Source organism: Burkholderia sp. E168m23 (assembly GCF_016586125.1).
GTDB lineage: Bacteria > Pseudomonadota > Gammaproteobacteria > Burkholderiales > Burkholderiaceae > Burkholderia > Burkholderia orbicola.
This window is the reverse complement of record NZ_BCPP01000087.1, coordinates 1-12,385: the sequence shown is the minus strand read 5'-3', so window position 1 is coordinate 12,385 and position 12,385 is coordinate 1. Positions and strand designations below refer to the sequence as shown.

Here is a 12,385-nt window from a genome sequence, read left to right as displayed (position 1 = left end):
AACGCACGCATTCTTCCTCACCGGTATCGCCACCATGCAAAGTGATTGCAATGCGATTCCGTACTACCTCGTCTTACGGACTGACGGCCCACCGTATGTTCTGAACGCTGACCGCCACGTGCTGCGCCGCGCGGCAAGCCCCCTCCTGCGGGCGTTCGCGAGAACCCGCGGCGCGCCGACCTCGATCGAGGACGACGCATGGAGCGACTTTTCCGGTTCGGAATCCATTTCGCTCCTTGAGCGCACGGAGATGCGGGCCTACGCACTGGTTCGCGGGGCCGAAAGCGAACATCAACTCCGGTTACTGGCTGCTCTCTGACTGCACCAACGTACGCATTCCTTGCGGACGGCGAGCTCATCAGCCTATTCGAAACGAGGTCTGTTTGCGAAGGCATTCAGTCCGAAAAATCGTCGATGGCGGTGACATCGCTTTGCTCCGCGTGGCGGCACCAATTTTGCATCTGGAGGTTCATTGATATCGCCCGGCCGACATCGTGTTCGGTGCTGGTCTTGCCATGTCTCCCCAAGCAGCTCGTCGAAAAGATCGATGCAGCGGCGAAATCGCGCCATATGAGCCGCGAAGCGTTGGTGGCCGAATGTACGAAAGGAATTGGCCACCCAGCGTTGCGGTCCTCCAGCCACGAACTTGTGTTGGCGTAGCTGCCGAACGCGACTCAGCGGATTCATCTGCCCGGGTTGCGTCGCTTCACCGATGCGGGAAAGTGATGCATGCGCCGTTTGTCTTCACGAACGACGCGGCAAAGTAAATAGCCGGCGCTTGGCCGGCTTCGAGTTCCGCCTTGCTGGGGCGGCTCCACGTTCTGTTTGAGAGCGAGGAGTTTTGCTACACATGCGCTATAGGTTCGGCAGAAAACCCATGCCCAGACGTTTCCTTGGATCGGAAATACGTTGCCTGGGTGTAACGGCTTTCCACGAATGGGCACGGCTTCTCTGCCGCTCCGGGTGAACCGCGGGCATTCCATCGTCGGTCGCTCGTGCCTCCGCCTGTTCTTGTTGCTCGTCCTTCACGTTTTTTTCCCATTTCGGGCAATCGTTCATCAACATGCTCCCTCCACAACCCCGGTTTCGTCATTGATTGGCTCGCGCCGCCCGAGTCGCGATAAAACTGCGCAAGCGATACGGATCGCGACGGCCCACTTCGATCACGGCGGTTACATCTCGATGAAGTCTGCGGCCGATCTGCAGTCCGTGCGTCATGAGTCAGCCTGCGCGTGCGAGCGTCTGAAGTCGGTACGCTGCCGTACGGGCGGGATGGCATGGATGCGGGTCTGGCATCAGCGTCGTTTCTCAAGGCGCTTCAAATCAGGGAGCAGGCGGTCGAATTCTCGCCTGACCACGCCGTAGCATTCGCACACGCGCTTCTCGAGCCCGGAGCGATCCAATACCTCGATGTGCCCATAGTTGTACCGGATCAACCCGGCATCCTGAAGTTTCAGTGCAGCTTCCGTCACGCCCGACCGGCGGACACCGAGCATGTTGGCGATCAGTTCCTGCGTCATTTTCAGTTCGCTCGATGGCAGGCGATCGAGGCTGAGCAGGAGCCACCGACAGAGCTGCTGATCGATCGAATGATGGCGATTGCATACGGCTGTTTGCGCCATCTGTGTGATGAGCGCCTGGGTGTAGCGTAGCAACAGCCGCTGCATCGAACCGCCTCGACGGAACTCGTCTTTCAGGATGCGCGCATCGAGTCGGTAAGCGTGTCCCGCGCTTTGGACGATCGCGCGGCTCGGGGTTGTTTCGCCCCCCATGAATAGCGCGATGCCGATCAACCCGTCGTTGCCGACGATGGCAATTTCGGCTGACGAACCGTCTTCCATCACGTACAACAGCGACACGATGGACGTCGTCGGAAAATAGACGTGACTGAGCGCACCACCCGACTCGTACAGCACCTTTCCCAACGGCATGTCGACCAGCACGAGCTGCGGCGAAATATGCGCCAGATCTTCTACCGGTAATGCTGCCAGCAGATGATTTTCGATCATGGATGGCTGACCCGACATATGTCACTCCTCCAGTGGCTGCAGCCTCTACCCAAGACGCCCCAACGACACGAAGCGTCATCGGCTTGAGACTTGAACTCGCGAAGCAGACGTTGCGCGAGAAGCCGGGCAGAGCTGGATATAGAAGATAGCCCTCGGTCGGATGCAGATTTCCGCTCGAAGGGTTGCACCGCAATGCCCACCGCTGGGCGCCATCGGATTTCCACGCCAACAGGCAGAGCGAGAGTTCGGACAGGATTGCTAAATGGGACAGATCGAATCCCTGCGTGGGCGACAAGGTGCCGCAGCGTAACGCGTTGTAGCACGTGGCCAGGGTGTCCGCGGCTGACGGCAGAGCAACGCGCGGTGCGCCGTGAAATACCCGAAGCGGATGATCCGGCTGGGTTGTCCAGTCGAGTCCCCCAGGGCCAGGAGTGCAGAAGTCGAGACGGTGCTTGCAGCGTTCGGACAATCAAGCAGCGCATCCTTCGACCGATCCATGCCCCCTCTCAGCCCCGGAATACCCGCACACGCGGCGAGTGCAGGTCAGAAAGAAGACGCACGTAGGGTACGCGTGCAAACGGGGGCCGACCTCACGAGATCGTGTACCGGTTCTGGGGCCCTCCCTTGTAAAGGTTTCGGGCGAGTCCAAGAATCCGGTCGCGATTGCGGTCGAAGGCCGCAAGCAAGGCGGGCTCGCCAGAATCCATGTCGGAGTTCAGTTTCGCCAGCATCGCATCGTCGACCAGAAAGGTAATCTCGCGAGAATTGTCGTAGCCCCAGAAACACACACAGTGTCTGGAAGCGTCGTAGGAGCGACTGGGATTCGGAAAGTTGAGCGTCACGGTGCTATTCGCCATCTAACTCTCCTGACAGATATAACGCCACTTGCTCGCGTTGACATCGATGCGGGCGTCATTTTCGCGCCGCTTCTCGGCACGCTCGCTGTCCGCACGCTTCAGTGCCAAGGCGCGCGCCTTTTTCACGTCAACGTAATCGCTGTGGCTGGCGGGCGTGGCTGGCTTCAGTGCGGTTTGCTTAGGCATACCGGTTCCCAAAAGAGAATTTCAAATTTCAGGACCGTCGCGGTGACTGAATTTCGTCGTCGGCCGCCCTATACGAGGACCGGACGACGACCCGCAGGCTTGCCGCCGACGGCATCTCTCGCGCACGGAACTGGCGGATCAAACCTCAGAGGGAGGCTCGGTTGACGCGCGAAGTTCGCAGCTTCGACGTTCGCGCACAGGATCGTCGTGGTGATAGTAACCGAATATCTTCCCAGTGGGTGACGCCAATACCCAAGCATCCGCGGGCCACACCGGCACAGACGACAGGTCTCGCGACGGCCCCGGGACAAGCCCTCACAATCGATGTGAAGAAGCCATCGATCCGACATTGCCCAGATTCGCCAAGTCATTGACTTTTACGCTTCTTTTTTTCAATTGAAACGCGTATCACGCGCAGTCCCATCAAAAAATCGCTATTTATTCAAAGACAACTTATTGAGACTGCGGACATCTTTTCTGAGAACCAACACCCCTTTCGTACGCACAAAGTGATTCAACATCCCCGTACCGGCAATCGACAACACAACTGTACCGGTACTGTACAGAAAACCGTCGCTAAACTGATCTCCATCCCAGCCTAGAACCGAATGGAGAATCCGCGATGGAATTCCTCACCCTCAGCGCGCTGCCCGCCGGCATGCTGTTCGCGCTCGTCACATCGATCACGCCCGGCCCGAACAACACGATGTTGCTCGCATCCGGCGTCAACTTCGGTTTCCGCCGCACGATGCCGCACCTGTTCGGCATCAGCATCGGCGTCGCGATCCTGATGCTGTGCGTCGGCTTCGGCCTCGGCGAAGCGTTCAAGCGCCTGCTGCTGCTGTACACGATCCTCGAAGCCGCGAGCGTCGCGTACCTGTTGTACCTCGCGTGGCGCATCGGCACGTCGGGCGAAGTGAAGGCGCACGGCGCCAAGCCGCGGCCGATGACGTTCATCGAAGCCGCCGCGTTCCAGTGGGTCAATCCGAAGGCGTGGATGATGGTGCTGACCGCCGCGACGACGATCCGGCTGTCCGCCGACTACGGGATGAACGCCGCATGGATGTCCGTCGTGTTCATCCTGATCGGCTTCCCGTGCATCTGCCTGTGGGCCGCGTTCGGCCTCGGCCTGCGGCGCTTCCTGTCGAATCCCCGCGCGCTGCGCCTCTTCAACGTGACGATGGCCGTGCTGCTGATTCTGTCGCTGTATCCGCTCGTCGCCCATTTGCTGCCGCAGTAAGCGCTCACAAGCGCCCGTTGAGCTTCACGTGATGCAGGCGTACCCTTTCGGTACGGGCGCGTGCAGCCGCTTCGGCGGTTGCACCGCTGCTCTGCATGGAGATTGCCGATGAAGCCAATGCTGAGAGCGGGCGAGCACATCGAAGGCATGCACTGGATCGCCGAGTATCACCCGCTCACGCACGATATCCGCGTGCTGCGCGAGAACATCGAAGTCGGCACTTACTGCGCGCCGCCGACGCTGTTCGGCGACGAGGAAGGCATGGGCGCCGCGAACCACGACGATCATCGCGGCCGGGAAGCCGCGCTGCGCGCGTATCTGCGCAACTTCGTCAAGGAGCACGACGCGGAGGAGTAAGGTGCGACGGCCGAAATATTGACGGGCCGCGAAGGCGGCCCGGTCTGCTGTCGTGCGCCGGTCGCTCCGCTCGCGACCGGCCTGAATCGATCCTGCACGGAGCCGGCGCTACGCACCGGCCCGCCCGTCGCTCAATGCCCGAGCGACTCGATCTTGCCTGCCGGCTGCGCCACGCCATGCGGCCGCGCCATCTGTTTGATCAGCAGCGCGACACACGCGAGCACGCCCGCGACGGCGATCGTCGCGAACACACCCGCAAACGAGAAATGCCGGCGCGTCAGTTCGGCGACGAGGAACGACCCGGCGATCCCGCCGAAACGGCCGACGCCGAGCATCCACGCGACACCCGTGCCGCGCCCTTCGGTCGGATAGAACGCGGCGGCCAGCGCCGGCATCGACGATTGCGCGGTATTCATCAGCACGCCGGCCACGAACACGACCAGCACCAGCAACCCGACGTTGCCGGCCGCCTGCCCGATCGCATACACGCTCACCGCCGTCAGTGCATAGCACACGGCGATCACGCGGTTCGCGTTGAAGCGGTCCATCAGCACGCCGCACAGCACGGCGCCCACGCCGCCGAGCGGAAACAGCGCCGAGATCAGCGTCGCGCTCTTCGGCGTCAGGCCCGCATCCTTCAGCAGGATCGGCATCCAGTTGATCGACGCGTAGAAGATCACGAGGCCCATGAAATACGCGAGCCACAGCATCACCGAGCCGACGATGTACGAACGCGACAGCACGACGCCGAGGCCCTTGCCGCCCGTCTGCGGCGCGGCTTCGGTCAATGCGAACGAGCCGGCGTTCAGCGCGTCGCGCGAGATGCGCGAGAGCGTGGCGCGGATCTTGTCGATGGACTGGCCGCTCGCGACCATGAAGCGCACCGATTCCGGCATCTTCAGCAGCAACAACACGCCGAGCAGCAGCGGCGTCACGCCGCCCAGCATCAGCACGCTGCGCCAGCCGAAATGCGGAATCATCCACGCAGCGAGGAACCCGCCGAACGCGGCGCCCAGCGGAAAGCCGCAGAACATGAGGTTGATCACGGTCGCGCGACGCTTGTCCGGGCAGAATTCGCCCATCATCGTGACCGCGTTCGGCATCGCGGCGCCGAGCCCGACGCCCGTGATGAAGCGCAGGATCGTCAGGTGTCCGATCGTGTTCGAGAACGCGGACATCAGGCACGCGACGCCGAACAGGAACACCGAGCCGAGCAGCAGCGAGCGGCGGCCGAGCCGGTCGGACAGCGGGCCCGACACGAGCGCGCCGCACGCAAGGCCGAACAGCGCGGCGCTCAACACGGGCGCGAGATCGGGCTTGGTGAGGTTCCATTCGCCCAGCAACGACGGTGCGATGAAGCCGATCGCGGCCGTATCGAAGCCGTCGAGCAGCACGATCACGAAACACATGAGGAACACGAGCCACTGAAAGCCGCCGAACGGCTGCTCGTTGATGAAGGTCTGGACATCGACCACGGGTGTGCGATTCATCGCTTGTCTCCTTGTCGGCCGAATGGGCGCGTCAGCGCTCGATCGGTCGCATCCAACATTGATATATGCAAGAAGCGCGACCTGGTGGCCGCGCCTTTCCTTCGTTCACACACCGATTCGCTGCCGGTGCGTTCGTTGATCGTCACGGCTCGCCAGCATCAGCGGGCCGCGCGATCGGATCACTGCCGGCGCTTAACCAGCAGCACCATCCTGTTCCTTGAAGATCTTGTCCGCGAGATGGAACGCGGAATTCGCGGCCGGCACGCCGCAATAGATCGCGGTCTGCAGCAGCACTTCCTTGATCTCGTCGCGCGTCACGCCGTTGTTGCGCGCGGCGCGCAGGTGCAGCGCCAGTTCCTCGCCGCGGTTCAGCGCCACCATCATCGCGATGGTCAGCAGGCTGCGCGTATGGCGCGGCAGTCCGTCGCGGGTCCAGATCTCGCCCCATGCATAGCGCGTGATCAGATTCTGGAATTCGTCGGTCACCTCGGTGCGGTTCTCGATCGAACGGTCGACGTGCGCGTCGCCGAGCACCGCGCGACGCACCTTCATCCCTGCTTCATAACGTTCCTGGTCGTCCATCGCCGGTGCCTCACGCAGTCAGGAAATCGAGCAACGCGCGGTTGAAACCGCTGGTGCACTCGATGTTCGAAATGTGCGCGGCGTCGAATTCGACGTGCAGCGCACCGGGAATCGCGGCGGCAAGCGCGCGGCCCTGGTCGGGCGGCGTCGACATGTCCTTCGCGCCGGTCACGACGAGCACCGGCAACGCGATGCCCTTCACTTCCTCGCGCAGGTCGGCCGCATTGAGCGCGTCGCAGTTCGCCGCATAGCCATCCTTGTCGGTATGCACGAAGGTGTCGCGGATCGCATCGAACAGGCGCGGCTCGCGTTCGACGAATGCGTCGGTGAACCAGCGCGGCAGCACGGCGTCGGCGAGCGCGGCCATCCCTTCGGCGCGCGCCTTCTGCGCACGCGGCGCCCACACTTCCGGCGAGCCGATCTTCGCGGCGGTATTCGACAGCACCGCGCGCACGATACGTGACGGGTAGCGCGCGGCGAGCGCGGCGCCCGTCAACCCGCCCATCGAGATGCCGCAGAAATGCGCGCAGTCGATGCCGACGTGGTCGAGCAGGCCGATCACGTCGCCCGCCAGTTGCTCGATCGTGTACGAACCGGCCGGCGCGTCGGAATGGCCGTGACCACGCGTGTCGTAGCGCAGGATGTTGAAGTGCTGCGTGAGCGGGCGGATCTGCGGCGCCCACATCTGCAGGTCGGCGCCGAGTGAGTTCGAGAAAACGAGCCACGGCGCGTCGTCGCGTGCGGCACGGTCGATCCGGTAATGCAGTTTCACGCCGTTGACAGTGGCGAAAGGCATCTCAAGGTTCTCCTGGTTATTTCGCACCCGCGTGCAGCGCGAGCACGGCGTCGACATAGGCCTGCGCCTCGCCGACGTAATGTGCGGGATCGAGCAGCCGCGCCAGCGCGTCGCGCGACAGGTGCGCCGACACGGCCGCATCGGCGGCCAGCACGTCGAACAGCGTCGCCCCGGTGCGCACGGCTTCCTTCGACGCATGCTCGACGACGTGATGCGCATCGAGCCGGCCGATGCGATCGCCGAGCGCGAGCATCACCGCTTCGCCGAGGATCAGCCCGTGCGTGAGGTCGAGGTTCGCGGCGAGGCGGTCGGTGTTCACGTCGAGGCCCGCGACGATCTGCGCGATCTGCGCGAGCGCGCCGCCCGTCAGGCGCGCGAGATCGGGCAACGCATCCCATTCGGCCTGCCAGCCGCCGAGTGCACGCTCATGCTCCTGCACCATCCCCGCGAACACGGTCGCGACGAGGTTCGGCGCACGCACGGCGGCCGTCAGCACGGCCGCGCAGCCGACCGGGTTGCGCTTGTGCGGCATCGTCGACGAGCCACCCTTGCCGGCAGCCGCCGGTTCGCCGAGCTCGCCGACTTCGGTCTGCATCTGCAGCGACACGTCGCGCGCGATCTTGCCGAGCGTGCCGGTCAGCATCCCGAAGCACGACGCGGCTTCCGCGATGCGGTCGCGCTGCGTATGCCACGGCACGGCGGGCAACGCGAGCTTCAGGTCGGCCGCGAGCGCGGCGCTCACGCCGGCTGCATGCTCGCGCAGGCTCGCGAGCGTGCCGGCCGCGCCGCCGAACTGCAGCACGAGCGCACGCTCGCGCAGCTCGGCAAAACGCGCGCGATGGCGCAGCAGCGCATCGAGCCATTGGGCGAATTTGAGGCCGAGCGTGATCGGCAGTGCCTGCTGCAGCCACGTGCGGCCGATCATCGGCGTCGCGCGATGGGTGCGCGCGAGCGCCGCGAGCGACGCGCAGGCTTCGTCGAGCAGCGGCTCGAGCACGTCGAGCGTGTCGCGCAACTGCAGCACGGTCGCGGTATCGATGATGTCCTGGCTCGTCGCGCCCCAATGCACGAACTTCGCGGCCTCGGGGTCGTCGACCTTCACTTGCGCGGTGAGCTGCTTGACGAGCGGAATCGCGAGATTGCCGCCGAGCGCCGCACCGTGCGCGAGCGCGTCGGCGTCGAGCCGGCCGGCGTCGCACGCACGTTCGATCGGCGCGACCGCGGCGGCGGGAATCACCTGCTGCGCGGCGAGCGCGCGCGCGAGGGCGGCCTCGACGTCGAGCATCCGCTGGATCGTCGCGCGGGGCGACCAGATCCGGTTGAGCGGCTCGATGCCGCAAATCAGGGAGGTCAGGCGGGCGCTGTCTTCGAGCATGGCGTCAGAATGGGGAAACGGCGTGCGCCTATTGTCTACCCAAGCGTGCCGGCGTGCGCTCGAATGCGCGCACCGGCATGCTTGCCGTTCAGGCGGCGGCCTTTTGCGTCGCGTCGATCAGTGGCACGCCGGTCAGCTTCTGCAGCTCGTCGAACGACAGATCGGTGAAGATCTCGCTCACCGCGAGGCCGTCGGCCGTCACGTCGAGCACGGCGAGATCCGTATAGATGCGGCTCACGCATTGCACGCCGGTGACCGGATACGAGCACTGCGCGACGATCTTGCTCTCGCCCTGCTTCGTCAGGTGCTCCATCATCACGAACACTTGCTTCGCACCGATCGCGAGGTCCATCGCGCCGCCGACCGCCGGAATCGCATCGGGCGCGCCCGTATGCCAGTTCGCGAGGTCGCCGTTCGCCGACACCTGGAACGCACCGAGCACGCAGTAGTCGAGGTGGCCGCCGCGCATCATCGCGAACGAATCCGAGTGGTGGAAGTACGCGCCGCCGGTGAGCAGCGTCACGTGCTGCTTGCCGGCGTTGATCAGTTCGTCGTCTTCCTCGCCGGGCGCGGGCGCCGGGCCCATGCCGAGCAGGCCGTTCTCGCTGTGCAGGAAGATCTCCTTGCTCGGGTCGAGGTGGTTGGCCACCAGCGTCGGCACGCCGATGCCGAGGTTCACGTACGCGCCTTCGGGGATGTCCTGGGCGACGCGCTTGGCCATTTCATCGCGGGTCAGTCGTTTCATGTCGGTTTGCTCCAGGTGGGTCAGGCGGCTTGCGATGCAGCACGTTCGGCGGCCAGCTCGGCCGCGTGCGCGGCCTGCGGCACCTCGACGATGCGCTGCACGAAAATGCCCGGCGTCACGATGTGTTCCGGGTTCAGCCCGCCGAGCGGCACGACTTCCGACACCTGGACGATCGCGACCTTCGCGGCGCTGGCCATGATCGGCCCGAAGTTGCGCGCGGTCTTGCGATACACGAGATTGCCCCAGCGATCGCCCTTGTACGCCTTCACCAGCGCGAAATCGGCGTGGATCGGCGTCTCGAACACGTACGGCTTGCCGTCGATCACGCGCGTTTCCTTGCCTTCCGCGAGCTTGGTGCCGTAGCCCGTCGGCGTGAAGAAGCCGCCGATGCCGGCGCCCGCCGCGCGGATGCGCTCCGCGAGGTTGCCCTGCGGCACGAGCTCCAGCTCGATCTCGCCCGCGCGGTACAGCGCGTCGAATACCTGCGAGTCGCTCTGGCGCGGGAACGAACAGATGATCTTGCGCACCTGCTTCGCCTTCAGGAGCGCCGCGAGACCCGTCTCGCCGTTGCCCGCGTTGTTGTTGACGATCGTCAGGTCGCGCGCGCCCTGTTCGATCAGCGCGTCGATCAGCTCGGACGGCATGCCGGCCGTGCCGAAGCCGCCGATCATGATTGTCGCGCCATCGTGGACGTCGGCAACCGCCGACTGAAGCGATTCGAAAATCTTGTTGACCATGTCTCTTCCTGATGCGAACCCGCGGCTCGTGCGCGGCCTGTCGAGGGGACACGCGCGTGTCGCGTGCCGCGCCGGAGGCCGTCGTCGACCCCCGGCTTTTGTTCGCCATTCGAACCTAGATTCGATTAGCGAACGATGGGCCGATCATAGAGTCGCGCACAGCGCGTTGTCAAGGCGGGTTGCCTCGGGGGGCATCGCGTCGTCGAACGGCAAACCGACGTAGTTTTCGGCGAGCGACTGCGCGGCGGCCCGCGAGCGCGTCACGTATTTCAGCTCGGCAAACTTCAGGCGATTGACGAACGGCGAGTCGTCCGGCGACGCATGCAGCATGTTCGTCATGAAGTACGAGAAGTGCTCGGCGCGCCACACGCGTTCGAGGCAGGTCGCCGAATAGCGCTCGAGCGGCGTCGCGTCGCCCGTCCGGTAGCGCGCGCCGAGCGCGCGGGACAGCGCGCGGACGTCGGCCACCGCGAGGTTCATCCCTTTCGCGCCGGTCGGCGGCACGATGTGCGCGGCATCGCCGGCGAGGAACAGGCGCCCGTGCTGCATCGTCTCCGACACGAAGCTGCGCATCGGCGTCACGCTCTTCTGCGTGATCCGGCCCTCGGTCGGCGTCCAGCCGGTGTCGTTCGAGAAGCGCGTGTGCAGTTCGTCCCAGATCCGTGCGTCGGACCATGCGGCGAGGTCTTCATCCGGCTTGCATTGCAGGTACAGGCGCGTGACCGTCGGCGAGCGCATCGAGAACAGCGCGAAGCCGTTGTCGTGATGTGCGTACACGAGCTCGTCGAGCGACGGCGCCGCGTCCGCGAGGATGCCGAGCCATGCGAACGGGTAGACGCGCTCGAACGTGTTCAGCCGCTCGGCGGGAATCGTCTGGCGCGCGATGCCGTGGAAACCGTCGCAGCCGGCGATGTAATCGCAGTCGATGCGGTCCGCGCGGCCGTCCGCGTGCTTGAACGTGACGAACGGGTGCTCGCTTTCGACGTCGTGCAGCGCGACGTCGCTCACTTCGAAGTGCATCTGATGGCCGTGCTCGACGCCGGCCGCGATCAGGTCGCGCACGACTTCGTGCTGGCTATAGACGGTGATCGCGCGCCCGCCGGTCAGTTCGGACAGGTCGATGCGGTGGCGCTGGCCGTCGAACAGCAGCTCGATGCCGTGATGTTCGAGCCCCTCGCGGCGCATCCGGTCGCCGAGGCCGGCTTCGTTCAGCGTGTCGACCGTGCCCTGCTCGAGCACACCGGCGCGGATGCGGTTCTCGCAGTATTCGCGGGAACGCGCTTCGACGAGGATGGAATCGACGCCTTGCAGGCGCAGCAGGTGGGAAAGCAGAAGGCCGGACGGACCGGCGCCGATGATCGCGACTTGGGTGCGCATTGTTCGTCTCCAGAACTTTGGTTCGAGTAATGGAATACATTTGAGCGCTTTCCCGACTATGCGGCAACGCGATTCAGGAGATATGTTGTATACGTTTTGGAGATACCGGCCCCGGCCATGGAAACGCTCGATCTGAACCTGATTCCCTACCTCGTCGCGCTCGACGACACGCGCAACGTGAGCCGGGCGGGCGACCTGCTCGGCGTGAGCCAGCCGCGCGTGAGCACGGCGCTCGGCCGGCTGCGCGAATACTTCGGCGATCCGCTGTTCGTGCGCACGTCGCGCGGCATGGAGCCGACGCCGCGCGCGCTGGCGCTGCTGCCGGCCGCCCGCGACGCGCTCGCGCAGATCGAGCGCGGCCTCGTCGCGCCGCACGACTTCGATCCGGCCGCGAGCACGCATACGTTCTCGATCGCGCTGTCGGACGTCGGCGAGATCGTGTTTCTGCCGAAGCTGTTGCAGGCGTTCGCGATGCACGCGCCGCACGCGAACCTGCGTTCGGTCTCGCTCGCGCACGACGAAGTCGGACGCGGCCTCGAAGCCGGGTCGATCGATCTCGCGGTCGGCTACTTCCCCGATCTCGACGGCAACAACTTCTTCCAGCAGCGGCTGTTCACGCACCGGTTCGTCTGCC

At 64.7% G+C, this 12,385-nt stretch carries 15 protein-coding genes; 4 read left to right on the top strand and 11 right to left on the bottom strand.

What is annotated here, in order from left to right:
• The first annotated feature begins 34 nt into the window (after positions 1-34).
• Positions 35-319: a hypothetical protein gene (locus JMF90_RS07345; protein ID WP_011548703.1), complete on the top strand. Its 285-nt coding sequence runs from the start codon at positions 35-37 to the stop codon at positions 317-319.
• Between the two features lie 536 nt (positions 320-855).
• On the opposite strand, the gene JMF90_RS07340 is transcribed toward JMF90_RS07345, so the two are convergent.
• The 4 genes from JMF90_RS07340 to JMF90_RS07325 all read right to left on the bottom strand — a co-directional run bounded on the left by JMF90_RS07340 (position 856) and on the right by JMF90_RS07325 (position 3,052).
• The gene (locus JMF90_RS07340) at positions 856-1,065 is read right to left on the bottom strand and encodes a hypothetical protein (RefSeq protein ID WP_226292381.1); all 210 of its coding nucleotides are present in this window, start codon (positions 1,063-1,065) and stop codon (positions 856-858) included.
• Between the two features lie 230 nt (positions 1,066-1,295).
• Entirely contained in the window at positions 1,296-2,027 is a 732-nt protein-coding gene (locus tag JMF90_RS07335) for a Crp/Fnr family transcriptional regulator (protein ID WP_006480091.1), read from the bottom strand.
• Positions 2,028-2,599: 572 nt separating this feature from the next.
• Complete coding sequence (locus tag JMF90_RS07330) at positions 2,600-2,866, bottom strand: DUF1488 domain-containing protein (protein ID WP_011548704.1); 267 nt, start codon at positions 2,864-2,866, stop codon at positions 2,600-2,602.
• The gene (locus JMF90_RS07325) at positions 2,867-3,052 is read right to left on the bottom strand and encodes a hypothetical protein (RefSeq protein ID WP_027790092.1); all 186 of its coding nucleotides are present in this window, start codon (positions 3,050-3,052) and stop codon (positions 2,867-2,869) included. It abuts the gene before it with no gap.
• Positions 3,053-3,674: 622 nt separating this feature from the next.
• On the opposite strand from JMF90_RS07325, the gene JMF90_RS07320 reads away from it, so the two are divergent.
• Together JMF90_RS07320 and JMF90_RS07315 are read left to right on the top strand one after the other, a co-directional pair.
• Entirely contained in the window at positions 3,675-4,292 is a 618-nt protein-coding gene (locus JMF90_RS07320) for a LysE family translocator (protein WP_011548705.1), read from the top strand.
• A gap of 108 nt (positions 4,293-4,400) precedes the next feature.
• Positions 4,401-4,649 carry a hypothetical protein gene (locus JMF90_RS07315; protein ID WP_011548706.1) on the top strand — a complete coding sequence of 83 codons (249 nt, stop codon included), beginning with the start codon at positions 4,401-4,403 and terminating at the stop codon, positions 4,647-4,649.
• A gap of 131 nt (positions 4,650-4,780) precedes the next feature.
• Here JMF90_RS07315 and JMF90_RS07310 read toward each other — a convergent pair whose 3' ends face one another.
• The 7 genes from JMF90_RS07310 to pobA form a co-directional block, all read right to left on the bottom strand.
• Complete coding sequence (locus JMF90_RS07310) at positions 4,781-6,139, bottom strand: MFS transporter (RefSeq protein ID WP_011548707.1); 1,359 nt, start codon at positions 6,137-6,139, stop codon at positions 4,781-4,783.
• Positions 6,140-6,331: 192 nt separating this feature from the next.
• Positions 6,332-6,721 (bottom strand): 4-carboxymuconolactone decarboxylase, encoded by a 390-nt coding sequence (gene pcaC / locus JMF90_RS07305; RefSeq protein ID WP_011356714.1) that lies wholly within the window; start codon positions 6,719-6,721, stop codon positions 6,332-6,334.
• Positions 6,722-6,731: 10 nt separating this feature from the next.
• Entirely contained in the window at positions 6,732-7,517 is a 786-nt protein-coding gene (pcaD, locus tag JMF90_RS07300) for a 3-oxoadipate enol-lactonase (RefSeq protein ID WP_011548708.1), read from the bottom strand.
• Between the two features lie 16 nt (positions 7,518-7,533).
• The gene (locus JMF90_RS07295) at positions 7,534-8,892 is read right to left on the bottom strand and encodes a 3-carboxy-cis,cis-muconate cycloisomerase (RefSeq protein ID WP_011694930.1); all 1,359 of its coding nucleotides are present in this window, start codon (positions 8,890-8,892) and stop codon (positions 7,534-7,536) included.
• A gap of 88 nt (positions 8,893-8,980) precedes the next feature.
• The gene (locus tag JMF90_RS07290) at positions 8,981-9,637 is read right to left on the bottom strand and encodes a CoA transferase subunit B (RefSeq protein WP_006482308.1); all 657 of its coding nucleotides are present in this window, start codon (positions 9,635-9,637) and stop codon (positions 8,981-8,983) included.
• Positions 9,638-9,657: 20 nt separating this feature from the next.
• On the bottom strand, positions 9,658-10,374 hold the full coding sequence (locus JMF90_RS07285) for a 3-oxoacid CoA-transferase subunit A (protein ID WP_011548710.1): 717 nt from the start codon (positions 10,372-10,374) through the stop codon (positions 9,658-9,660).
• A 144-nt stretch (positions 10,375-10,518) separates the two neighbouring features.
• The gene (pobA, locus tag JMF90_RS07280; protein WP_011548711.1) at positions 10,519-11,751 is read right to left on the bottom strand and encodes a 4-hydroxybenzoate 3-monooxygenase; all 1,233 of its coding nucleotides are present in this window, start codon (positions 11,749-11,751) and stop codon (positions 10,519-10,521) included.
• A gap of 117 nt (positions 11,752-11,868) precedes the next feature.
• On the opposite strand from pobA, the gene JMF90_RS07275 reads away from it, so the two are divergent.
• A partial coding sequence (locus JMF90_RS07275; protein WP_201325008.1) for a LysR family transcriptional regulator occupies positions 11,869-12,385 on the top strand: 517 nt, incomplete at its 3' end.